The organism is Streptomyces sp. NPDC006309, from assembly GCF_040613095.1.
Classification (GTDB): Bacteria; Actinomycetota; Actinomycetes; order Streptomycetales; family Streptomycetaceae; genus Streptomyces.
Genome location: NZ_JBEXRO010000004.1, coordinates 327425 through 348300 on the forward strand (window position 1 = coordinate 327425; position 20876 = coordinate 348300).

The 20876-nt window shown below is 72.8% G+C and carries 21 protein-coding genes; 5 read left to right on the forward strand and 16 right to left on the reverse strand.

The window, feature by feature from the left end:
* Positions 1–11: 11 nt before the first annotated feature.
* Positions 12–623: a response regulator transcription factor gene (locus tag ABZ117_RS08480; protein WP_003948568.1), complete on the reverse strand. Its 612-nt coding sequence runs from the start codon at positions 621–623 to the stop codon at positions 12–14.
* Between the two features lie 381 nt (positions 624–1004).
* Here ABZ117_RS08480 and ABZ117_RS08485 point away from each other — a divergent pair, with 381 nt between their 5' ends.
* Positions 1005–1334: a WhiB family transcriptional regulator gene (locus ABZ117_RS08485; RefSeq protein WP_356818647.1), complete on the forward strand. Its 330-nt coding sequence runs from the start codon at positions 1005–1007 to the stop codon at positions 1332–1334.
* A 126-nt stretch (positions 1335–1460) separates the two neighbouring features.
* Here the strand turns inward: ABZ117_RS08485 and ABZ117_RS08490 are convergent, their stop codons facing one another.
* Positions 1461–2369, reverse strand: a complete 909-nt coding sequence (locus tag ABZ117_RS08490) for a LysR family transcriptional regulator (RefSeq protein ID WP_356818649.1) — start codon at positions 2367–2369, stop codon at positions 1461–1463.
* An 81-nt stretch (positions 2370–2450) separates the two neighbouring features.
* Between ABZ117_RS08490 and ABZ117_RS08495 the strand changes: the two genes are divergently transcribed.
* Positions 2451–3119: an MOSC domain-containing protein gene (locus tag ABZ117_RS08495; RefSeq protein ID WP_356818651.1), complete on the forward strand. Its 669-nt coding sequence runs from the start codon at positions 2451–2453 to the stop codon at positions 3117–3119.
* Between the two features lie 50 nt (positions 3120–3169).
* Positions 3170–3943, forward strand: coding sequence for an SDR family oxidoreductase (locus ABZ117_RS08500; protein ID WP_356818653.1), 774 nt, complete (start codon positions 3170–3172; stop codon positions 3941–3943).
* 230 nt (positions 3944–4173) lie between these two features.
* Here ABZ117_RS08500 and groL read toward each other — a convergent pair whose 3' ends face one another.
* The 4 genes from groL to ABZ117_RS08520 all read right to left on the reverse strand — a co-directional run bounded on the left by groL (position 4174) and on the right by ABZ117_RS08520 (position 8207).
* Complete coding sequence (groL, locus tag ABZ117_RS08505; RefSeq protein ID WP_356818655.1) at positions 4174–5802, reverse strand: chaperonin GroEL; 1629 nt, start codon at positions 5800–5802, stop codon at positions 4174–4176.
* Between the two features lie 118 nt (positions 5803–5920).
* A complete protein-coding gene (gene groES, locus ABZ117_RS08510) occupies positions 5921–6229 on the reverse strand; it encodes a co-chaperone GroES (protein ID WP_066995800.1) in 309 nt (102 codons plus the stop codon).
* A gap of 245 nt (positions 6230–6474) precedes the next feature.
* Complete coding sequence (locus tag ABZ117_RS08515; RefSeq protein ID WP_356818656.1) at positions 6475–7284, reverse strand: polysaccharide deacetylase family protein; 810 nt, start codon at positions 7282–7284, stop codon at positions 6475–6477.
* The gene (locus ABZ117_RS08520) at positions 7281–8207 is read right to left on the reverse strand and encodes a polysaccharide deacetylase family protein (protein WP_356818658.1); all 927 of its coding nucleotides are present in this window, start codon (positions 8205–8207) and stop codon (positions 7281–7283) included. The genes ABZ117_RS08515 and ABZ117_RS08520 overlap by 4 nt, the downstream gene beginning before the upstream one ends.
* 90 nt (positions 8208–8297) lie before the next feature.
* Here ABZ117_RS08520 and ABZ117_RS08525 point away from each other — a divergent pair, with 90 nt between their 5' ends.
* Positions 8298–9491 carry a class I SAM-dependent methyltransferase gene (locus tag ABZ117_RS08525; protein ID WP_356818660.1) on the forward strand — a complete coding sequence of 398 codons (1194 nt, stop codon included), beginning with the start codon at positions 8298–8300 and terminating at the stop codon, positions 9489–9491.
* A 163-nt stretch (positions 9492–9654) separates the two neighbouring features.
* On the opposite strand, the gene ABZ117_RS08530 is transcribed toward ABZ117_RS08525, so the two are convergent.
* The gene (locus tag ABZ117_RS08530; protein WP_356818662.1) at positions 9655–11043 is read right to left on the reverse strand and encodes an FG-GAP-like repeat-containing protein; all 1389 of its coding nucleotides are present in this window, start codon (positions 11041–11043) and stop codon (positions 9655–9657) included.
* A gap of 564 nt (positions 11044–11607) precedes the next feature.
* On the opposite strand from ABZ117_RS08530, the gene ABZ117_RS08535 reads away from it, so the two are divergent.
* On the forward strand, positions 11608–12534 hold the full coding sequence (locus ABZ117_RS08535; RefSeq protein ID WP_356818664.1) for a hypothetical protein: 927 nt from the start codon (positions 11608–11610) through the stop codon (positions 12532–12534).
* Between the two features lie 27 nt (positions 12535–12561).
* Here the strand turns inward: ABZ117_RS08535 and ABZ117_RS08540 are convergent, their stop codons facing one another.
* From ABZ117_RS08540 to rimI, 9 genes are all read right to left on the reverse strand, one after another.
* Positions 12562–13446, reverse strand: coding sequence for a hypothetical protein (locus tag ABZ117_RS08540; protein ID WP_356818666.1), 885 nt, complete (start codon positions 13444–13446; stop codon positions 12562–12564).
* Positions 13443–13976 carry a SigE family RNA polymerase sigma factor gene (locus ABZ117_RS08545; protein ID WP_356818668.1) on the reverse strand — a complete coding sequence of 178 codons (534 nt, stop codon included), beginning with the start codon at positions 13974–13976 and terminating at the stop codon, positions 13443–13445. Before ABZ117_RS08545 ends, ABZ117_RS08540 begins: the two co-directional genes overlap by 4 nt.
* Positions 13977–14224: 248 nt before the next feature.
* Positions 14225–15592: an endo-1,4-beta-xylanase gene (locus tag ABZ117_RS08550; protein ID WP_356818670.1), complete on the reverse strand. Its 1368-nt coding sequence runs from the start codon at positions 15590–15592 to the stop codon at positions 14225–14227.
* A gap of 90 nt (positions 15593–15682) precedes the next feature.
* Positions 15683–16714, reverse strand: coding sequence for a LacI family DNA-binding transcriptional regulator (locus ABZ117_RS08555; protein WP_356818671.1), 1032 nt, complete (start codon positions 16712–16714; stop codon positions 15683–15685).
* Positions 16715–16832: 118 nt separating this feature from the next.
* The gene (locus ABZ117_RS08560; RefSeq protein WP_356818673.1) at positions 16833–17732 is read right to left on the reverse strand and encodes an NAD-dependent protein deacetylase; all 900 of its coding nucleotides are present in this window, start codon (positions 17730–17732) and stop codon (positions 16833–16835) included.
* Between the two features lie 71 nt (positions 17733–17803).
* A complete protein-coding gene (locus ABZ117_RS08565) occupies positions 17804–18709 on the reverse strand; it encodes a poly-gamma-glutamate hydrolase family protein (protein WP_356818675.1) in 906 nt (301 codons plus the stop codon).
* 299 nt (positions 18710–19008) lie between these two features.
* Entirely contained in the window at positions 19009–19278 is a 270-nt protein-coding gene (locus tag ABZ117_RS08570) for a hypothetical protein (RefSeq protein WP_356818677.1), read from the reverse strand.
* The gene (tsaD, locus tag ABZ117_RS08575; protein WP_356818679.1) at positions 19275–20366 is read right to left on the reverse strand and encodes a tRNA (adenosine(37)-N6)-threonylcarbamoyltransferase complex transferase subunit TsaD; all 1092 of its coding nucleotides are present in this window, start codon (positions 20364–20366) and stop codon (positions 19275–19277) included. The genes ABZ117_RS08570 and tsaD overlap by 4 nt, the downstream gene beginning before the upstream one ends.
* Positions 20359–20856: a ribosomal protein S18-alanine N-acetyltransferase gene (rimI, locus tag ABZ117_RS08580; protein ID WP_356818834.1), complete on the reverse strand. Its 498-nt coding sequence runs from the start codon at positions 20854–20856 to the stop codon at positions 20359–20361. The genes tsaD and rimI overlap by 8 nt, the downstream gene beginning before the upstream one ends.
* Positions 20857–20876 lie beyond the last annotated feature (20 nt).

The window sequence follows — 20876 nt, forward strand, 5'->3', positions numbered from 1 at the left end:
CCGCTCACCCGCTACCGGACCAGTCCCCAGCGGAAGCCGAGGGCGACCGCGTGCGCCCGGTCGGAGGCGCCGAGCTTCTTGAACAGGCGCCGGGCGTGCGTCTTCACGGTGTCCTCGGAGAGGAACAGCTCGCGGCCGATCTCGGCGTTGGACCGGCCGTGGCTCATGCCCTCCAGCACCTGGATCTCGCGCGCGGTGAGCGTGGGCGCGGCGCCCATCTCGGCCGAGCGCAGGCGGCGCGGGGCGAGTCGCCAGGTGGGGTCGGCGAGGGCCTGGGTGACCGTGGCCCGCAGTTCCGCGCGGGACGCGTCCTTGTGCAGGTAGCCCCGGGCGCCCGCGGCGACCGCCAGGGCCACACCGTCGAGGTCCTCGGCGACGGTGAGCATGATGATGCGCGCGCCCGGGTCGGCGGACAGCAGCCGGCGCACGGTCTCTACGCCGCCCAGGCCGGGCATGCGCACATCCATGAGGATGAGATCGGAGCGGTCGGCGCCCCAGCGGCGGAGGACTTCCTCGCCGTTGGCCGCCGTCGTCACGCGCTCGACACCGGGCACGGTCGCGACCGCGCGGCGGAGCGCCTCTCGGGCAAGCGGGGAGTCGTCGCAGACGAGGACGGATGTCATGACCGCCCTCCGCAGCTGATGCGCGTCACCTTGAGCCTCCAGGCTGGTACGGAATCGTCACCTGTGCGGTCGACCGTCTCGGACGCCTGCCCGAGCGCTTGTTTTTTCAACCGCCTCCGCACTCTCAACGACGGTCACTCGAAAGAGTTACGGGGCCGCGTGCCGTCTTCGGCACTCTATGTGAGGGCGTCGACACGGTGCAGACATGCCCGTCGGACTCTCAACTTTTCATCACAACCTATGACCCATTCAGCCCCTTTTCTTCCCGTTTCGTAGTGTCCGGTACTAGATTCGCAATGAGTCATATTTTCATCTCCTTAGACCGGAGACGTACGGTCGTCGGCACCGCTTCCGCCCAGAACGGCTACAAGGGGTCACGTAATGGCAGATTTCTCCCGCCTTCCCGGACCGAACGCGGACCTGTGGGACTGGCAGCTGCTGGCTGCCTGTCGCGGCGTGGACAGCTCGCTCTTCTTCCACCCCGAGGGCGAGCGCGGGGCGGCTCGGAGTGCCCGCGAGAACTCGGCCAAGGAGGTCTGCATGAGATGCCCGGTCCGTGCGCAGTGCGCCGCGCACGCACTGGCGGTGCGCGAGCCGTACGGCGTCTGGGGCGGCCTGACCGAGGACGAGCGCGAAGAGTTGATGGGGCGGGCCCGCAACCGCCTGGTGTCGGCGTCGACCACCCATGGCGACAGGGCCCCGGAGCACTGAGCGCACTCGGCACTGACCACTGAGCACTGAGCACTGAGCACTGAGCACTGAAGGAACGTTTCTGTAGGGATTGCGGCCCCCACCCCTCAGCGAGCGGCACGCGCGCGTGCCCGCGACCGGGCCGCGCTAGCCGCGCCCGGCCGCCTGCGCCGTGCGGGCCAGTTGTTCCAGCGTCGCCGCCACGGCCGGCACCTGTGCCAGGTCGGGCAGGGTGAGGGCGACGATCTCCCGCCGTACCGCCGGTTCCAGCCGTACCGTCCGCGCACCCCTCGGCCGTACCGACTCCACCGCCAGCTGCGGCAGTACGGCGACCCCCAGACCCGCGCCGACCAGGCCGACCACCGCCGGATAGTCGTCCGTGGCGAAGTCGATGCGCGGAGTGAAGCCCGCCTTCTCGCACACCTCGACCAGCTGGCCGCGGCAGCGCGGGCAGCCCGCGATCCACGGCTCGGCGGCCAGCTCTTTGATGGCGACGTCCTCCGCGCGCGCGAGCCGGTGCCGCTCGGGCACCAGGGCGACGAGACGGTCCGTCAGCAGGGGCCGTACGACGAGGTCGTCCCAGTCCTCGGCGACCGCCGCGCCCTCGTAGCGGAAGGCCAGGGCCAGGTCGCAGTCACCCTCGCGCAGCAGTTCGACGGATCTCGGGGGTTCCGCCTCCTCCAGGGAGACGCGGGTGCCGGGATGGGCGGCGCGCAGAGCGGCCAGGGCGGTCGGGACCAGTGTGGAGCTGCCGCTGGGGAAGGAGACCAGCCGGACCCGGCCTGCGCGCAGACCGGCGATGGCGGCGACCTCCTCCTCGGCCGCGGTGAGCCCCGCGAGGATGCCGGAGGCGTGCCGCACGAGGGCCTCGCCCGCCTGGGTGAGGCGCATCTCGCGGCCCGCGCGGACGAGCAGCGGGGTGCCGACGGAGGCTTCCAGGGCCTTCATCTGCTGGCTGACGGCCGGCTGGGTGCAGCCCAGCTGGCGCCCCGCCGCGGAGAAGGAGCCGGTGGTGGCGACGGCGCGCAGGACACGGAGATGACGGGCCTCGATCACTACTGGAGCATAAGGCAACCTTGGGTGGGACGTCCGATCGCGCGTCGGCGCTTTGGGCTCCGGTCCCGTACCGTGCGGGGGATGAAGGTGCTCTCGGTGAATGTGGGCCGCCCCCGGCGCGTGCCCTACACGGGTCAGCCGGACGGGCTGACCGGTATCGACAAGCGGCCGGCCGACGGGCCGGTGCGGGTGGCCGCGCCCGGGCCCAAGGGGACCGGCGGGAGCGGGCTCGCCGGGGACGCGGTGTGCGAACGGCGCTTCCACGGCGGGAACGACCAGGCGGTGTACGCGTTCGCCCGCGAGGACCTCGACGCGTGGGAGCGCGAACTCGGCCGGCCGCTGCCCAACGGCTGTTTCGGCGAGAACCTGACGACGGACGGCCTGGACGTCTCCGGGGCGCTGATCGGCGAGCGCTGGCGGATCGGTCCCGCAGTGGTGCTGGAGGTGACCTCGGGCCGTGTCCCGTGCCGTACGTTCCAGGGCCATCTGGGCGAGCGCGGCTGGGTCAGGAGGTTCACACGGAAGGGCGCATCGGGTGCCTACCTCCGGGTGATCGAGCCGGGCGAGATCCAGGCGGGCGACGCCGTGGAGATCGTGCGCCGGCCGGACCACGGGGTGACGGCGGCGTTGCAGTTCCGCGCGGTCACCACCGACCGGGACCTGCTGCCGGGGCTGCTGGCCGCGGGTGACGCGCTGCACCCGGAGACGCTGGCGGCGGCCCGCGCGTACCTGGCCGCGCGGAGCGGCTGAGGGCCGTCGCCGCAGCGGACCGCGTGGGCCCGGGTCACTACGCTTGGGCCATGACAACGGCTCTGATTACGGGATCGACCGCGGGAATCGGTGCCGCGTTCGCGCGGCGGCTCGCGGCTGACGGGCATGACCTGGTCCTGGTGGCCCGGGACACCGGGCGGCTGCGCGAGCAGGCGACCGAACTGCACGACCGGCACGGCATCGAGGTGGAGGTGCTGACCGCCGACCTGTCCGAGGACAAGGGCATCGAGGCGGTCGCCGACCGGCTCGGCGACCGGAAGAACCCGGTCGACCTGCTGGTGAACAACGCCGGCTTCGGTAACAAGGGCCGCTACCTGGACGTGCCCATGCCGGACGAGCTGAAGATGCTCAAGGTGCACTGCGAGGCGGTGCTCCGGCTGACGTCGGCGGCGACCGCGGCGATGCGGGAGCGGGGCCGGGGCGGGGTGGTGAACGTCGCCTCCGTGGCCGCCTTCGTCCCGCGCGGCACGTACGGCGCGTCCAAGGCGTGGGTCGTGCAGTTCACCCAGGGGGCGGCGAAGGACCTGGCCGGCAGCGGGGTCCGGCTGATGGCGCTGTGCCCGGGCTTCGTGCGCACCGAGTTCCACCAGCGGGCCGGCATGGGCACGGACAACATCCCGGGCTGGATGTGGCTGGATGCCGACAAGCTGGTCGCGGCGGCCCTGGCCGACCTCGCGCGCGGAAGGACGGTGTCCGTCCCCGATCCCCGGTACAAGGCGCTGATGGGGCTGGTGAAGGTGGCGCCGCGCGGGCTGCTGGGCGGGATCAGCGCGAAGACCGGGCGCAAGTACGGGCCGCAGTAGCGGACGGTGGACGCCGCCGTCCCGGCGTCCCGGTATCCGGGTCTCCGGGTCTCCCGGTATCCGGGTCTTCCGGTCTCCCGGCGTCCCGGTGGGGGGAGCGGGTGGGACGGCACCGGACCGGGCGGCCGGGCCGCGCGGAGCCGGGGGCGGCGGACGGTGACACACACGGTGAACAGGGCGAAGGCCCGGTCCCCTGCCGGGACCGGGCCTTCACTCGGGCGCGTGCTCGCTCAGTGAGCGTGGCCGTGGCTGTGGCCGTGGCCCGCGGCCTCCGGCTCCTCTTCCCTCTTCTCGACGACCAGGGTCTCGGTCGTGAGCAGCAGGGAGGCGATGGAGGCGGCGTTCTCCAGGGCGGAGCGGGTGACCTTGACCGGGTCGATGACGCCGGCCTTGATCAGGTCGCCGTACTCGCCGGTGGCGGCGTTGTAGCCCTGTCCCGCCTCCAGGTCCTTGACCTTGGAGACGATGACGTAGCCCTCCTGGCCGGCGTTCTCGCCGATCCAGCGCAGCGGCTCGACCACGGCGTTGCGGACCACGGCGACACCGGTGGCCTCGTCGCCGGTCTTGTCCAGGTTGCCCGCCAGGACCTTGGAGGCGTGCACCAGGGCGGAACCGCCACCGGAGACGATGCCCTCCTCGACCGCGGCGCGGGTCGCGGAGATGGCGTCCTCCAGGCGGTGCTTCTTCTCCTTCAGCTCCACCTCGGTGGCGGCGCCGACCTTGATCACGCACACGCCGCCGGCCAGCTTCGCGAGGCGCTCCTGGAGCTTCTCGCGGTCCCAGTCGGAGTCGGTGTTCTCGATCTCGGCCTTGATCTGCGCGACGCGGCCGTGCACGTCCTCGGTCTTGCCGCCGCCGTCGACGATCGTGGTGTCGTCCTTGGTGACGGTGATGCGGCGGGCCGAGCCCAGCACGTCGATGCCGACCTGGTCGAGCTTGAGGCCGACCTCCTCGGAGATGACGGTGCCGCCGGTGAGGGTGGCGATGTCCTGGAGCATGGCCTTGCGGCGGTCGCCGAAGCCGGGGGCCTTCACCGCGACGGCGTTGAAGGTGCCGCGGATCTTGTTGACGACCAGGGTCGACAGGGCCTCGCCCTCGACGTCCTCGGCGATGATCAGCAGCGGCTTGGAGGCACCGGCCTGGATGACCTTCTCCAGCAGCGGCAGCAGGTCGGCGATGGCGGCGATCTTGCCCTGGTGGATGAGGACGTACGGGTCCTCCAGGACGGCCTCCATGCGCTCCTGGTCCGTCACGAAGTACGGCGACAGGTAGCCCTTGTCGAAGGCCATGCCCTCGGTGAAGTCCAGCTCGAGACCGAAGGTGTTGGACTCCTCGACGGTGATGACACCGTCCTTGCCGACCTTGTCCATCGCCTCGGCGATGAGCTCGCCGACCTGCGAGTCCTGGGCGGACAGCCCGGCGACGGCGGCGATGTCGGACTTCTCGTCGATGGGGCGGGCCGTGGCGAGCAGCTCGTCGGAGATCGCCTTGACCGCGGCGTCGATGCCCTTCTTCAGGGCACCCGGGGAAGCGCCGGCGGCGACGTTCCTCAGGCCCTCGCGTACCAGCGCCTGGGCGAGCACGGTGGCGGTGGTGGTGCCGTCACCAGCGATGTCGTTGGTCTTGGTCGCCACCTCCTTCACCAGCTGGGCACCGAGGTTCTCGTACGGGTCCTCGAGCTCGACCTCGCGGGCGATCGTGACACCGTCGTTGGTGATGGTGGGGGCGCCGAACTTCTTGTCGATGACGACGTTGCGGCCGCGGGGGCCGATCGTCACCTTCACCGTGTCGGCAAGCTTGTTGACGCCGCGCTCAAGGGCGCGACGGGCGTCCTCGTCGAACTTCAGGATCTTCGCCATGAAAGCGAGCCCTCTCCGAAATCAGTGGGTGAAAAGAGACTGCGCCCCGGGCGCCCGGCTTCTTGTCGATTCGCGGGGGCCAGGGGCGCAGCTCAGAGCAACGAAGTGTTTGAGGTGATTACTTCTCGATGATCGCGAGGACGTCGCGAGCCGAGAGTACGAGGTACTCGTCGCCGTTGTACTTCACCTCGGTGCCGCCGTACTTGCTGTAGAGGACGACGTCACCGACCTTGACGTCGAGCGGCAGGCGCTCGCCGTTCTCGAATCGGCCCGGGCCCACGGCGAGGACGGCGCCCTCCTGGGGCTTCTCCTTCGCGGTGTCCGGGATGACCAGGCCAGAGGCCGTGGTCTGCTCGGCGTCCAGCGGCTGGACCACAATGCGGTCCTCGAGCGGCTTGATGGCAACCTTGGAGCTGGTGGTCGTCACGATCCGACCTCCCCCTTCGGAGATCTCGGGGTTGACTGTCTGAGGTGGCGACCAGGTGGATCCGTCGTCGCGGGTGCCGGACCTGCCCGTCGCTTTGTTGGCACTCTCGACTGCCGAGTGCCAGAGCTGAGACTATGACCGCGGTTAGCACTCGGTCAAGCGGAGTGCCAGTGCGCGCGGCGCGTCGCCCCGATTCGGGGGGTGCCGGGGCCTGCCGTTGACCTGCGGGCGGGCCGGTGCCGGCCCTACAGGTAGTCCTCGAGACGGCCGACGGTCAACCCGCGCTCCTGCACCTTGCGCAGCACCCGCGCCGTGCGTTCGCGCAGGGACAGGCCCGTCGACTCGTCCGGGCCCACCAGGACGATGTCGCCTGGGCGCAGCCGGCGCGGGCCGTGGGTGTAGACGAGGCCGGCCGGGGTCAGGGCGGCGCGCCACAGGGCGACCGCAGTGATGCCGCAGTCCGCCGCCGCGCGCAGGGTGGTGGTGTCGTACGAGCCGTACGGCGGGCGGAAGAGGCGCGGGCGGACGCCGAGGCGGGCGTGGAGCCGGTGCTGCTGGCCGCAGATCTCGGCGCGCTGGGAGGCGTACGGCGTCCCGGCCGACGCCCGGTGGTCGAGGGTGTGGTTCTCGATGCCGGCGCCGAGCGCGCGCAGGCGGGCGAAGTGGCCGTAGCCGGGGCCGGCGACGCTGTCGGTGAGGAACACGCTGACCGGCAGCCGCAGTTCGCGGACCATGTCGACGAAGCGGGGGTCCTGTTCGGCGCCGTCGTCGTAGGTGAGGAAGACGACCCGGTCGTGGGTGGGGACGTGGTCGGCCACCGGGGGCAGGGTGTGTGCCCCCGGGTGCGCGGACAGCGGCCGGGCGGTGTGCAGCGGGGAGCGGGCGAGCGGTTCGGCCAGCCCCCAGCGGCGGTAGCCGCGGTCGGGGGCCGGGCCGTGCGGGCGCACCCCTTCGGCGGCCTTCTTGCCGAGCCGCTCGATGGGGTCGACGGACGGGGCGCAGCCCGTCAGGAGCAGGGCCGCGGCGAGGACCGCGGCCGGGCCCCACGGCCTCACAGGTAGTCCTCCAGGCGGGCCACGGCGTAGCCCTCGCGCGTGACCTTGTCCAGGAAGCGGCGCATGTCGTCCAGCATCGTGCCGTTCCAGTCGTCCCGGCCCCGGAAGTGGGTCAGGACGATGTCGCCGGGGTGCAGGCTGCGGTCCCACTCGCGGTACTCCCAGTGGTCCACGAAGACCTCTTCGTCCCAGATGGGCGCGTATTTGATCCCGCAGGACCTGGCGGCGCGCAGGGTGTCGCCGTTGTAGTTGCCGTACGGCGGCCGGAAGACGGTGGGCGCCTTGCCGAACTGCTTCTTCATGATGTCCTGCATGCCGCAGATCTCGTGCCGCTGCTCGTCGTAGGACAGTCCGGGCAGGTAGGGATGGGTCAGCGTGTGGTTGTTGAGGGTCACACCCCGCGCCTGCATCCTGCGGAAGTAGCCGTAGTCCTCCTTGACGAGGTAGTTGCTCAGGAAGGCCGTGTACGGGACCTTCAGCTCGCTCATCATGCGCAGGAACGCGGGGTCCTTCTCCGCGCCGTCGTCGATGGTGAGGAAGACGACCTTCTGCCGGGTGGGGACGGTCGTGAAGACCGGTGGGAGCCGCTCCTCCTCCTGCCCGTCCACCTCGAAGCCGTCCCGGGCGGTGATCTCGGGCTTCCTGGCGGGCGGGGCCGGGGGTGTGAGCGGGGTGCGGGCCAGGCCCCAGCGGTGGGCGGCGGCGGCCAGCCGGGCGTGTTCGGCGGCCTGGCGGGCACGTTCGGCGGCCTGGCGGGTCCGCGGGTCGGAGGCGCGGGCCGGGCCGCCCTGTCCGGCGGCCGGTTCGGTGCCGCCGGCGCAGCCGGTGAGGAGGGCGGCGGCGGCCAGGACGAGAGCTGCGCAGCGGACGGCCACCGGCACGCCCGATGCCTGACTTTTGTCATTTTGTACTACTACTCGCATGGTGTCGGATCCTCCCAGGCCGCGACCCCCGCTCCCGGCCGACACCGCCGCCGGACGCGCACCATCCACCGACTGGCCCACAATGACCCGGTGAACAACCTCGCTCTGCTCCTCACCCCCGAAGGCCGCGCCCTCCTCGACGAGGTGCGCGACACCGCCCCGGCGGACGAACTCGCCGTCGCCACCCGGCTGCGCCGCGACCACCCCGCCGAGCTGGTGTCGGCCGCGCTCGGCCAGGCCCGGCTGCGGCAGCGGGCCGCGGCGAAGTTCGGGGACGAGGACGCCGGGCGGATGTTCTTCACACCGAACGGGGTCGAGCAGTCGACGCGGGCCGCCGTGGCGGCGTACCGGGCGCGGCGGTTCGCGGACCTCGGCGTCACCTCCGTCGCCGACCTGTGCTGCGGGATCGGCGGTGACGCGATCGCGCTCGCGCGGGCCGGGATCCGCGTACTGGCCGTGGACCGGGACCCGCTGACCGCGGCGGCGGCCCGCGCGAACGCCGAGGCGCTGGGGCTCGCCGGGCTGGTCGAGGTGCGGGAGGCGGACGTCACGGAGGTCGACGTCACCGGGTACGACGCGGTGTTCGTGGACCCGGCCCGGCGGGGCGGACGCGGCCGGATCTTCGACCCGGAGGCGTACTCGCCGCCGCTGTCCTGGGCGGTCCGGACCGCCGCCGCGGCACCGCGCGCCGCGCTGAAGATCGCCCCGGGCATCCCGCACGAGGCGGTGCCCGACGCCGCCGAGGCCGAGTGGGTCTCCGACGGCGGCGACGTGAAGGAGGCGGTGCTGTGGTTCGGGACCGGGACGCCGGGTGCCGTGCGGGCCACCCTGCTGCCCGGCCCGCGCACACTGGCCGGCCGGGGCCTGCCCGACCCCGGCGTGCGCCCGGTGGGACGGTACCTGTACGAGCCGGACGGCGCCGTGATCCGCGCGCACCTGGTCGCGGAGGTGGCCGAGGAGATCGGCGGCGGCCTCGTGGACCCCACCATCGCCTACGTAACCGCCGACGAGCTGCGGCCCACGCCGTACGCCTCCGCCTACGAGATCACCGACCGGCTCCCGTTCAACGTCAAGAAGCTGAAGGCGCTGCTGCGCGAGCGCGGGGTCGGCACGCTGACCGTGAAGAAGCGCGGCTCGGCGGTCGAGCCGGAGGAACTGCGCCGGAAGGTGAAACCCCAGGGACCCAACGCGGCCACCGTGTTCCTCACGCGGGTGGCGGGAGCGCCGACCATGCTGGTCGGGGCCCCGGTCCGGGGGGCCGCCGGAGCGTCCGGGCCCTGCTGAGCGGCAGGGCCCGTTCCCTCGCGTCGCGGGGACGCCGACGGCGTGCCGGTCGCTCTCCTCCTACGGGTAGGCGTGCGCGAACTCTTTCCCGCCGCCCGCCGCCCGCCGCCCTGCCGCTCCCACCGCCCTGCCGCCCCGACGCCCCGCGCCCCGCGCCCCCGCGCTACCGCAGCTCGAAACCGAACCCCGCCTTGGTGTACGGCGCCCGCACGGCCCTGCCGCCGAAGGCCAGGGCCGCGTCCGTGGTCAGGCCCGAGGGGCGTCCGCGCAGCACCCAGACCGCGCCGTTGCCGCCGTCCTCGCCGGGGGCGGCGGCGGCCAGGTCGGCGTGGCCGTTGCCGTTGATGTCGAGCAGCCGGACCACGTACCCGAAGGAGTCGTACTGCTCGGCGGTGCCGGGGACGCCCTTGCTGTTCTGGCCGAACGCCTGGGCACCGGTGCCGGTCAGCCCGGAGCGGCTGCCGCGCAGCACGTCCACCACTCCCTCGCCGTTCTCGTCGGGCGCACCGACCGCGAGGTCGTCGACGCCGTCACCCGTGATGTCGCCGACCGCGACCGACTGGCCGAACTCGTCGGTCTCCTCTCGGCTGCCGGGGACGCCGGGCGTGTCCTGCGTGAACCGCTTCCAGGTGTCCCGGCCGCCCAGCCCGGCGGCGCTGCCGTACATCACCCAGACCGCGTTGTCGTTCTGGAACCCGGTGACGAGGTCGTCGTACCCGTCGCCGTCGAGGTCGCCGATGGCGGCCGCGCCGTCGCCGCCCGGGTGCTGGTCGGTGACACGGGTGAGGCCGGCGGGACCGCTCAGGTAGAGCACGCTGCAATTGTTGCCGTCGCCGCAGTAGCCGGTGAGCACCAGGTCGGTGCGGCCGTCGCCGTTGATGTCGCCGGTGTCGCCGTCGCGGATGTCGATGTACTGGAGGTGGTCGGGGTCGAGCGGGGTCCGCGCGGCCGGGGTGCCGGTGCGCTTGAGCGGGCCCTTCCAGATCGTGGCGGTGGTGCCGGCCGGGTCGTCGCCCCCGCCGGAACCGGCGCTGAACACGGCGAGGTCGAGGCGCCCGTCGCCGTCGAAGTCACCGGTCTGGGTGTCGGTGGCCGGGATCTGCCTGCCGCCGGACAGCCCGCGCGGCCCGCCCCAGACGACGGCCCCGCCGTCCCGCGGCGAACCGCTGCCGACGACGAGGTCCGCGTAGCCGTCGCCGTCCAGGTCGCCCTCGGAGATCTGCCGTCCGAAGCCCTGACCCTTGACGGGGTCGCCGGGGATGCCCGCGGTGGCCCGGCTGAGGATCGCGCGGTGGCCGGTGGACAGGCCGTGCGGCCCGCCGTACATCACGGCGACGTAGCCCGCCCCGGCCCGGCCGCCGACGGTGGCGTTCGGGGCCCCGACGGCCAGGTCGGCGTACCCGTCGCCGTCGAAGTCGTCGCGGACCGGCGCGGACTTGGACGGGGCCGCCCCGGAGGGGGCGGCGGACGCGGCCGGGACGGTGAGGGTGAGGGCGGTCAGCCCCAGGGACAGCGGCAGCGCCCAACGGGCGTGCGAACGCAGGCGGAACAACGGAAAACCCCCTGATGTACGGCGACTTGGTCACCGCTGGAGACCCGCGGGCCGCCGGGAAGGTTGTGCGGTTCGGCGCGAGGGGCCTCGGAGCGCGCCGCCGGGTGAGGATATGGGAACAAATTTTCCAGAAGCGGCCACACGTTTCCATACCGCCCCATACGATAAGTGATGAGCACACGACGGGGGTTGGGTGACATGAACAGTCTGTTCACCATCGGTATGGGCTTCGGAACCACGGGGATTCCCGCCGCGGGGTCGTGACAGGCCGGGCCGGTCCCTGTCGGCATCGGCGAGCGGCTGCGGCGCGGACGCGTCCCGGCCGCCGGTGTCCTCTTCCCACACCGAAGGAGAAACATGAGGTCCTTACGGGCAACTACAGGCTCTGGGGTCCACAAAGTCCTGGTCGCCGCGAGTTCGACGGCGATCGCGGCCGCCGCTTGTGCCGCGGTCCCCGTGACCCCCGCGAACGCCGCACCGGTGACCGCCGCTTCCGCACCGGCCACGGGGTGCAGAACCCTCAGCCCCGCGCGGACGCGGTCGGTCGGGGCGGACGGGAGGACCGTGTCGCCGTCGGCCGCGCAGGCCGTGCGAGCCGCGGCGGCCACGGAACTGACGTACCGCCTGCCGGGCGGCGCGACCATGTCGACGGTCGTCCCGCCCCGGGGTTTCCGGCCGCAGACGGCGGCGCCCGCGACGGCGCGGGCCTACGGCTTCGACGCCCCGGACAGCCCGAAGGCACTGGCGGCGTGGCGGGCGAGGTACGACGGGTGGCGCGAGACCGTCCCGTCGGTGCCGTGCGTGGGACCGTCCGGCAGGTCGGCACTGCGCTTCGCCACCACCTACAGCAGCAACTGGGGCGGCTACACGGCCACCGGCCACTCCAACTACAACGAGGTCTACGACGACCAGAACATTCCCACCTACTACACGAGTTGCGGACCCGCGGGCAGCACGCTGGCGGCCCCGTGGATCGGGCTCGGCGGCGCCCGCTCCAGCAAGCTGATCCAGCAGGGCTTCGCCTCGGGCTCGTCGGTGGGCGGGACCGTCCAGGGCGCCTCGCTGTGGTACGAGTACCTCAACGCCCAGCACCAGAACCCGCCCGTCTACATCGGGCACACGACGAGGACCGGGCACGTCATCTCGCAGTACATGACCTACGGCTCCGGCCGGGTCGGGTTCCACTGGTACGACCGCACCGCCGGAGCCGGCTGGTCCCCCGTCAACGTGTCCGGCCTGTCGGGCTACTACGACGGGACCACCGCGGACTACATCAACGAGCGCGTGTACGGCGTCAAGCTGCGCAGGTTCAGCCGGCAGACGTTCAGCGCCGCGGGCGCCAGGTACGGCAGCACCTTCAAGGACCTCTTCAGGCTGCCGAGCACCGAGGTGCGGCTGACGAGCAACGGCGCCTCCTCCGGTGCTGCCCTGCTCACCGACACCCGCTCCAGCTCCAGCGCGTTCTACCAGACCTGGAAGCGCTGCTCGTAGTGCGGCCGGGCGGCACCCGCCGGCCGGTCACTCGGCCGGCCGGAGCCTCACCTTCTGTCCGCGGGCCGTGACGGCGTACCTGACGGGTGAGCCCTTCCCGGTGACCGAGCAGTGGACGGCGAGGGTGCCGCCGGGCACGCCGGGCAGAACGTCCTCCGGCTCGGCGGTCGTCGCGGCCAGGTGCTTCGCGCGGACGTGCTCCACGGTGGTGAAGGTGCCGTCGGCGGTGGCCCCGTGGCCGAGCGCCTTCTCGCACACGGCCGCGCGCGACCTGGTCGAGGTGTCCTCGCGCCACAGTGCGACGACCCGTCCGCGGCTGTCCAGGAAGCGCAGCGTCCGGGCGGCCGAGCCGCCCGGCGCCTCCACGGCGACGCGGGCGGTACGCGCGACCGCGTCCAGCAGGTCGGGAGCCGGCGTGGTGAGCATCGGGCAGGACTGGAAACGCCGCGGCGGCACCGCGGCGGTGAACGAGCCGTCCGCCCGCAGGGCGAAGCTGCCGCCGGCCAGCGGACCGCAGGGCCTGTTCACCTGCCAGCCGTTCGGCGCCCCGTCGGCGCCGATGACGAGGTTCGCCGGGAGGCCGCTCGCGTCGTGCCACGACGAGACGTCGCGACCGTCGATCCGGACGGCGATCCATCGTCCGCCGAGGCCTTCCGCGGTCGGGGCCGCGGCGCGGAAGCCGGGAGCCGCCATGGTGTCGCTCCTGTCGTGGCCGGGCCGCGTCGCGACGGCGACCGACCCGGCGACGGCCACGACGCAGGCGAACACCCCGGCGACGGCGAACCGCCGGCGCCGGCGCCGCCTGGTCCCGGCGCGGACCGCCTCGTCGATGTCGACGCGGCCGGCAGGAGCGCTGATGCCGAGGGAAGCGATACGCACGGCGAGTTCTTCCGGCGTCTGGTCGGGGTTCACGATGCTCCTTGGGTCTCGGCCGGTCCCGCGGTCTCGGCCGGTCGGGTCCGGAGGGCGGAACGCAGAGCCTCCAGGCCGCGGCACGTCTGGCTCTTGACGTTGCCCGGACTCGTCCTGAGCAGGGCCGCGGTCTGCTGGACGGACAGGTCCTCGAAGAAGCGCAGGACGAGCACGGCCCGCTGGCCGGCCGGGACCCTCAGCAGGGCGGCGATCAGATCGTCGTCACGTTCGTCCATGCGGGTCTGCGGGTGTGCGTGCAGCGTGGCCACGTCCGCCTCGCTGATCTCACGTCTGGCCGGCCGGCGCCGGTGGTCGGTGTGGAGATTGCACAGGATCCGGCGGACGTACGCACCCGGATCACCGGCCGCCACCACCCTGCCCCATCGGGAGTAGAGCCGTCCGAGCGCGTCCTGGACGAGGTCATCGGCGAGGTACCAGTCACCGCAGAGCAGGAACGCCGTCGTACGCAGGCGCGTCCGGTGTTCGAGCACCCAGGTACGGAAGTCGGTCTCGCGGGGATGATCGGTCACGCTCGTCCTCGTCTCACGCGTCCAGGCGTCACCTGCGTCGGGATCGAAGCCGGCCCAGGTCCGCTTCTCCCTACGTCCTACACGGAACGCGCATCGTCCGGGGTTGCACGCGACCGCGAACTCCTCGCCCCCGCGTTCCCGGCGTTCGCCAAAGCCCGCCGCCGTGCCCGGCACCGTGCCCGGCACCAGGGGCGCCCGCCGGGGCGAGGCCGGCGGTCCTCAGCCACGACCGACCACCGGCCCGCCGCTCATCCCAGTGTCACCGCCGGCACGGGATTGCCGCCGCTCCAGGAGGCGTTGAACCCGAAGGTCACCGAACCGCCGTCCGGGACGGCGCCGTTGTAGGAGGCGTTGGCGCACGATACGGCCGTCCCGGACTGGGTGCAGGCGGCGTTCCAGGCCTGGGTGATCCGCTGGCCCGCGCCGTAGTTCCAGCTCACCTTCCACGAGGACAGCGAGGCGCCGGAGCAGGAGATCTTCACCTGCCCGGTGAAGCCGTCGTTCCACTGGCTGGTGACGGTGTACGCGGCGGTGCAGGCACCGGGACCCGGGGGCGGGGTGGTGGTGGAGCCGCCGAGCGCCTCCGCGATGCCGTGGTACGCCGGTTTGGGCTGGTAGTTCTCGTCGTACGGGGTCGCCGCCCCGTAGCCCGGGAAGGTGCTCGGCACCCATGAGTCGGCGTCGGTGAAGCCCCAGACGGTGACGTTGACGCAGCGGGCCACGGCCGCGCAGGCGGCCACGACGGACTTGAAGTCGGCCGCCTGCTGGGCGAGTTTCGTGCTGTCGGCCGGCAGCTGCATGCGGACGTCCAGCTCGGTGATCGCCACGTCGACGCCGAGGTCCGCGAAGCGCTGGATGTTCTGCTGGAGCGTCGACGGCACCTGGCCGAGGATCAGATGGGCCTGGAGGCCGACGCCGCCGATCGGAACGCCCTGCGCCTTGAGGGACTTCACCAGGTTGTACAGGGCGGTGGACTTCGCGTTGACGCCCTCGACGTTGTAGTCGTTGATGTACAGCTTGGCGTCCGGGTCGGCCGCGTGGGCCCAGGTCAGGGCGTTCGCGATGTAGTCCGGGCCGAGGCCGTCGTACCAGAGGTCGGAGCGGTAGGTGCCGTCCTCGTTGAAGGGTTCGTTGACGACGTCCCAGGCGGCGATCTTGCCCTTGTAGCGGCCGACCTCGGTACTGATGTGGTTCTGGAGCAGGCTGCCGAGCTGGGCGGGGGTCCAGGTGCCGTTGGTGAGCCAGCCCGGATTCTGGCTGTGCCAGACCAGGGTGTGACCGCGCACCTGCTGGTCGTGGGCCTGGGCGAAGGCCACGATCTGGTCGGCCTCGGTCCAGTCGAAGCCGCCCCGGGTGGGCTCGACGGTCTCCCACTTCATGGCGTTGCCGGGGGTGAGCGAACCGAACTGGCCTCCGGCGATGTCGCCGTAGGCCCCGGTGAGCCGGGAGCCGGTGACGGCGGTGCCGACGACCTTGCCCTTCGCCGCCGCGAGGTCGCGCAGCGGGGGGTCGGCGGCGTGCGCGGCGGGCGCCGTGAACAGCAGCGCGGCGCCGGTCAGCACGGATGCGAGGGATGCGAGGGACGCGCGGGCTGAACCGGTCCTCAGGGATCTCATGGCGGGCGCCTCCGAAAGTTTCGGTCGAACAACCGATTGACTCGGAGCAGTGTGGGGTGGTGCCCGGCACCCGTCAATACGTCGCGGCCCTCAGACCGCGGCGGGCGCCGCCGTGCTGGACCGCACCACCAGACTGGTCGCCAGCTCCACCCGGGTCGCCGCCCGGTCCCCCTCGGCGCGCCCCAGCTCCAGCACCAGCCGGGCCGCGGCCTCGGCCATCTCGGTCAGCGGCTGCCGTACGGTCGTCAGCGGCGGGCCCACCCAGCGGGCCACCGGCAGGTCGTCGAAGCCGACGACGCTCAGGTCCTCCGGGACGCGCAGACCGAGTTCGCGGGCGGCCTCGTACAGGCCGAGCGCCTGGAGGTCGTTGCCCGCGAAGACGGCGGTCGGCCGGTCCGGGCGGCGCAGCAGCTCCAGGCCCAGGCGGTAGCCCGCGTCGTGGTGGAAGTCGCCGGTCACGACGAGCGAGGGGTCCACGGACACGCCGGCCGTCTCCAGGGCCGCCCGGTAGCCGTCGACCCGGGCCCGGCTGCACATCATCCGGGAGGGTCCGCTGATCGCGCCGATCCGGGTGTGGCCGAGTTCCACCAGGTGCCGGGTGGCGGCCAGCCCGCCCTGCCAGTTGGTGGCGCCGATGGAGGGCACGTCCGGGCCCGGGTCGCCGGCCGGGTCCATTACCACGAACGGGATGGACCGGCTCGTCAGCAGCGCCCGCTGGGACTCGTCGAGCCCGGACAGCACCAGCACCACGCCGTGCGGGCGGCGGGCGGCGACCTGGTCGGCCCAGGTCCGGCCCGGGGTGAGCCGCCCGGCCGACTCGGACAGGACGACGCTCAGACCCGCGTCCCGGGCCACGTTCTCCACGCCCCGGATGACCTCCATCGCCCAGGCGCTCTCCAGCTCGTGGAAGACGAGGTCGATCAGCGGCGACCGGGAGGCCTCGGCGCGCCGGCGCCGGTAGCCGTAGGCGCGCAGCAGTTCCTCGACGCGGGCGCGGGTGGCGGGGGCGACGTCGGCCCGGCCGTTGAGGACCTTCGAAACAGTCGGAGCGGACACCCCGGCCTCACGGGCGATCTCGGCGAGGGTCGCCGTCTGCGTCTCTGCGGGCTTCGAAGGCTTCATGCCCGCGATCGTAACCCCAGGGCCCCCCGCGACGAAGCGTCATGCCCGGCACGGAGCCTCGCAACATTCGCTACAGAGTTAGAAACATTCGACGACAGGGCCTCCGGCCATGGCGGGTTCAGGCCGCTGCTTTGCCGTCGACGGGCAGGCCCAGCCGGCCGGCCACGGTGGTGAGGGTCGCTCCCAGCGGCAGCGCGACCCGGGTGAGGGCGTGCCGGTCGCCGCGGGTCGGGTCCCGGTTGACGATCAGCACCGGTTTCCCGGCCTCGGCCGCCTGGCGGACGAACCGGAGCCCGGACATCACCGTCAGCGAGGATCCCAGGACCAGTAGCGAGGACGCGGCCCGGACCAGCTCCCGGCAGTGCTCCACCCGCTGGGGCGGAACGGCCTCGCCGAAGAACACCACGTCCGGTTTGAGGATGCCCCCGCAGACCGTGCAGGGCAGCACGCGGAAGTCGCCGACCTGTTCGTCGGTGAGGTCGGCATCACCGTCCGGGTTGATCCCGGCGGCCACCGGCTCGAAGCCCGGATTGGCCTCCTCCAGCCGCCGGGCGAGTTCACGGCGCGGACTGCGAGTGCCGCAGGAAAGACAGACGACCCGGGCCAGGCTGCCGTGGAGTTCCACGACGCCCTCGCTGCCGGCGGCCTGGTGCAGACCGTCCACGTTCTGGGTGATCACTGCGGAGAGCAGGCCGTGCCGCTCGAAGGCGGCCACGGCCCGGTGCCCGGCGTTGGGCCGGGCGCTGCCGAACGTGCGCCAGCCGAGGTGGCTGCGCGCCCAGTACCGGCGCCGGGCCCCGGCGTCGGCGGTGAAGTCCTGGTAGGTCATCGGGGTGTGCCGGCTCAGGCTCCCGCCCTCGCCCCGGTAGTCGGGAATGCCCGACTCCGTGGAGATGCCCGCCCCGCTGAGCACCAGCACACCGCCGGTGCCCAGCGCGGCGGCGACCGGCTCCGGGTCCGTGGTGCCCGCGGGCAGGTCCTCGGTGGGGGTCCAGCTCAGAGTGGGGCGCATGCGCATGCCGCCAGGGTACGGAACGCGCCGCGTTCACCTACCGGTGTCACGAGCGGTGACGGGCGCTGCGCGGTGACCTAGAGGGCGTCGAGGCCCAGCTCGTGGTTCCTGACGGCCTCACGGACGGCGCCCACGAAGCCGTTCCAGAAGTGGTCGGCGTGGGGGCTGTCGGCGCTCGGCACACCGGCCGTCGCCCTGCGTGCGGCGGCGCCGGAGAAGTCACCGAACATCGCCTTGCGCAGTGCCGTGGACAGTTCCATCTGGGCACCGGCGCCGGTGCGGGTGCGGTTGACGATGTTGGCCGGGTCGTCGCCGTTGATGGGGTCCGTGGCGCCCGCGAAGACCACGGTGACGTTCCGGTCGGCGTCGGCCGCCGGGGAGGAGAGGCCGTACTTCGTGAAGGCCGCGAGCAGGTTGCGCTTGAGCCGCTCGTCCCGGCCGCCGATGATGATCTTCTTCGTGGTCGTGTCGTCGAAACCGTGCAGGGAGACGGCGTACAGGTTCCCGGCGCAGACGGCGAGGGCGGCCGGGTCGTCGCAGTGGGTGGCGGTGACGTGCTGCGCGGCGGAGTTGGCCAGGGCCTCGAACATCCAGTAGTCGCGCTGCGGCTCTCCCGGCACCGCCGCGCTCGCCGGGTCGGTGCCCGCGTCGAAGGGCGTGTAACCGGCGACGGCCAGGCACAGCTCACTCGTGCCGGCCTCGATCCCGCCGCCGTGCGGCGCGATCACCGCCGTGCTGGTGACGGGGCTGCTTGTGCCGCGGACGTTGTCCGTGACCGGCACCGGCGCCCCTATGCGGAACCGGCGCGACCAGTCGGTCCCCTCCTTGGCCGCGGTACGGGTGTACAGGTCGGTGTTGGACGTGTACCGGTCGGCCGCCGCGGCCGGCGTGGCGCCGTTGCCCAGCACGGCGTTGAGGGTGGGCAGGCCCGCGGCCACGGCGGCGACGGAGGCGAGGACGGTGCGTCTGCTGCTGGTGTTCACGGGGCGATCCTGCATCACGGCCCGGCGGCCGCTACCGGCGGGCCGCCCTGAGCATGACAACCTGGTCCGGCGGCGCGGACACCGTCGGCCGGGGACGCCGTAACGCCGATACCCCGCCTCCGGGAATCCGGGGGCGGGGTATCGAGTGGAGCGCCGGGCAGGCCTTGCACCTGCATCTCCCCGCAGGAAGCGGGACGTCTTTCCTTGGACCACCAACGCACTGCGTCCGGGCCGGTGTTCCGGCCGTTCGCTGTGTGATGATCATAGCGCAGTCCGGCCGGAAGGATCAACCCGGCCGCTCAGCCGTCCGCGCCGCCGTCCGTCACCGCCTCGAACCGCCAGCGGTGCACGGCGCGGCTCACCAGATCCGCGTCCGGTTCGGGCAGCTCGGGCAGCGGGGCGTCGTACGGCGCGTCCCACCACGTGACGACCAGTACCCGGTCCTGCGGCGCGCGGAAGGTCTCGCGCCGCGCCGGCCCGGGGGTCAGGGCCTGTCCGCGGACCCAGGCCAGCAGGTCCTCCCCGCGGCCCTCGGCGGCCCGCGCCTCCCACATCAGCGCGACGGTCACGAGTACAGGTTCTCCTTGCTGACCTCGTGCACGTGATCGTGGTCGTGGCCCGGTACGTGCGGGTCGGTCACCGGCAGGGAGGAGTCGGCCGACAGGTCCCAGGCGGAGGGGACCCGGTTGCGGGCGACCATCTCGGCGCCGAGCGCGGCCACCATCGCGCCGTTGTCCGTGCACAGCTTGGGGCGGGGCACGCGCAGCCGGATGCCGGCCGCCTCGCAGCGTTCCTGGGCGAGGGCGCGCAGCCGGGAGTTGGCGGCCACCCCGCCGCCGATCATCAGGTGGTCGACGCCCTCGTCCTTGCAGGCGCGGACGGCCTTGCGGGTGAGGACGTCGACGACGGCCTCCTGGAAGGACGCGGCCACATCGCGCACCGGGACGTCCTCGCCGGCCGCGCGCCGGGCCTCGATCCAGCGGGCCACGGCCGTCTTCAGACCCGAGAAGGAGAAGTCGTACGCCGGGTCGCGCGGGCCGGTCAGGCCGCGCGGGAAGGCGATGGCCCGCGGGTCGCCCTCCTTCGCGTACCGGTCGATGACCGGGCCGCCGGGGAAGCCCAGGTTCAGCACGCGGGCGATCTTGTCGAAGGCCTCGCCGGCCGCGTCGTCGATGGTCGCGCCCATCGGGCGGACGTCGGAGGTGATGTCCGAGGACAGCAGCAGCGAGGAGTGGCCGCCGGAGACCAGCAGGGCCATCGTCGGCTCGGGCAGCGGGCCGTGCTCCAGCTGGTCCACGCAGATGTGCGAGGCGAGGTGGTTGACGCCGTACAGGGGCTTGCCGAGGGCGTAGGCGTACGCCTTGGCCGCCGAGACGCCGACGAGCAGCGCGCCCGCGAGCCCGGGACCGGCGGTGACCGCGATGCCGTCGAGGTCGCGGGCCGAGACGCCCGCCTCCTTCAGCGCGCGGTCGATGGTGGGGACCATCGCCTCCAGGTGCGCCCGGGACGCCACCTCGGGCACGACTCCGCCGAAGCGGGCGTGCTCGTCGACGCTGGAGGCGATGGCGTCCGCCAGCAGGGTGGTGCCGCGGACGATGCCGACGCCGGTCTCGTCGCAGGAGGTCTCGATGCCGAGGACGAGGGGTTCGTCAGTCATTGATATCGGTTCCTTGTACGGGGGCGGAGCCCGCGGCGGAGCCGCTGCCGGGTTCCGTGGTCAGGCGCATCACCAGGGCGTCGACGTTGCCCGGCTGGTAGTAGCCGCGCCGGAAGCCGATGGGGGCGAAGCCGAAGCGCTCGTAGAGCTTCTGGGCGCGGATGTTGTCGACCCGGCACTCGAGCATCACCTCGTGGCACTCGAACGCGGTCGCGGCGCGCAGCAGCTCGGTGAGCAGGCGGGCGCCGAGGCCGGTGCGCTGGTGGTCGCGGGCGACGGCGATGGTCTGGACGTCGGCCTGCTCGCCGGCGGCGACGAGGCCGGCGTAGCCGACGACGCGGCCGCCGGACTCGGCCACGAGGTAGCGCCGGGTGGCGTCGGGGCCCCGGGAGTGGGCCAGCTCGGACCAGAACATGCCCCGGGACCAGGCGTCCTCGGGGAAGAGGTCCTTCTCCAGCACCAGGACCGGGTCGATGTCCCACCAGCGCATCTCACGCAGGACGGGGGCTG

What these genes read in the sequence shown, in the direction of transcription:
- ABZ117_RS08520 (WP_356818658.1), bottom strand. Translation starts at nt 8,207, where the DNA reads ATGCGAGTAGTAGTACAAAATGACAAAAGTCAGGCATCGGGCGTGCCG.
- ABZ117_RS08485 (WP_356818647.1), top strand. Translation starts at nt 1,005, where the DNA reads ATGGCAGATTTCTCCCGCCTTCCCGGACCGAACGCGGACCTGTGGGAC.
- ABZ117_RS08550 (WP_356818670.1), bottom strand. Translation starts at nt 15,592, where the DNA reads ATGAGATCCCTGAGGACCGGTTCAGCCCGCGCGTCCCTCGCATCCCTC.
- groL (WP_356818655.1), bottom strand. Translation starts at nt 5,802, where the DNA reads ATGGCGAAGATCCTGAAGTTCGACGAGGACGCCCGTCGCGCCCTTGAG.
- ABZ117_RS08495 (WP_356818651.1), top strand. Translation starts at nt 2,451, where the DNA reads ATGAAGGTGCTCTCGGTGAATGTGGGCCGCCCCCGGCGCGTGCCCTAC.
- ABZ117_RS08480 (WP_003948568.1), bottom strand. Translation starts at nt 623, where the DNA reads ATGACATCCGTCCTCGTCTGCGACGACTCCCCGCTTGCCCGAGAGGCG.
- tsaD (WP_356818679.1), bottom strand. Translation starts at nt 20,366, where the DNA reads ATGACTGACGAACCCCTCGTCCTCGGCATCGAGACCTCCTGCGACGAG.
- ABZ117_RS08560 (WP_356818673.1), bottom strand. Translation starts at nt 17,732, where the DNA reads ATGCGCATGCGCCCCACTCTGAGCTGGACCCCCACCGAGGACCTGCCC.
- ABZ117_RS08500 (WP_356818653.1), top strand. Translation starts at nt 3,170, where the DNA reads ATGACAACGGCTCTGATTACGGGATCGACCGCGGGAATCGGTGCCGCG.
- ABZ117_RS08555 (WP_356818671.1), bottom strand. Translation starts at nt 16,714, where the DNA reads ATGAAGCCTTCGAAGCCCGCAGAGACGCAGACGGCGACCCTCGCCGAG.
- rimI (WP_356818834.1), bottom strand. Translation starts at nt 20,856, where the DNA reads ATGCGCTGGTGGGACATCGACCCGGTCCTGGTGCTGGAGAAGGACCTC.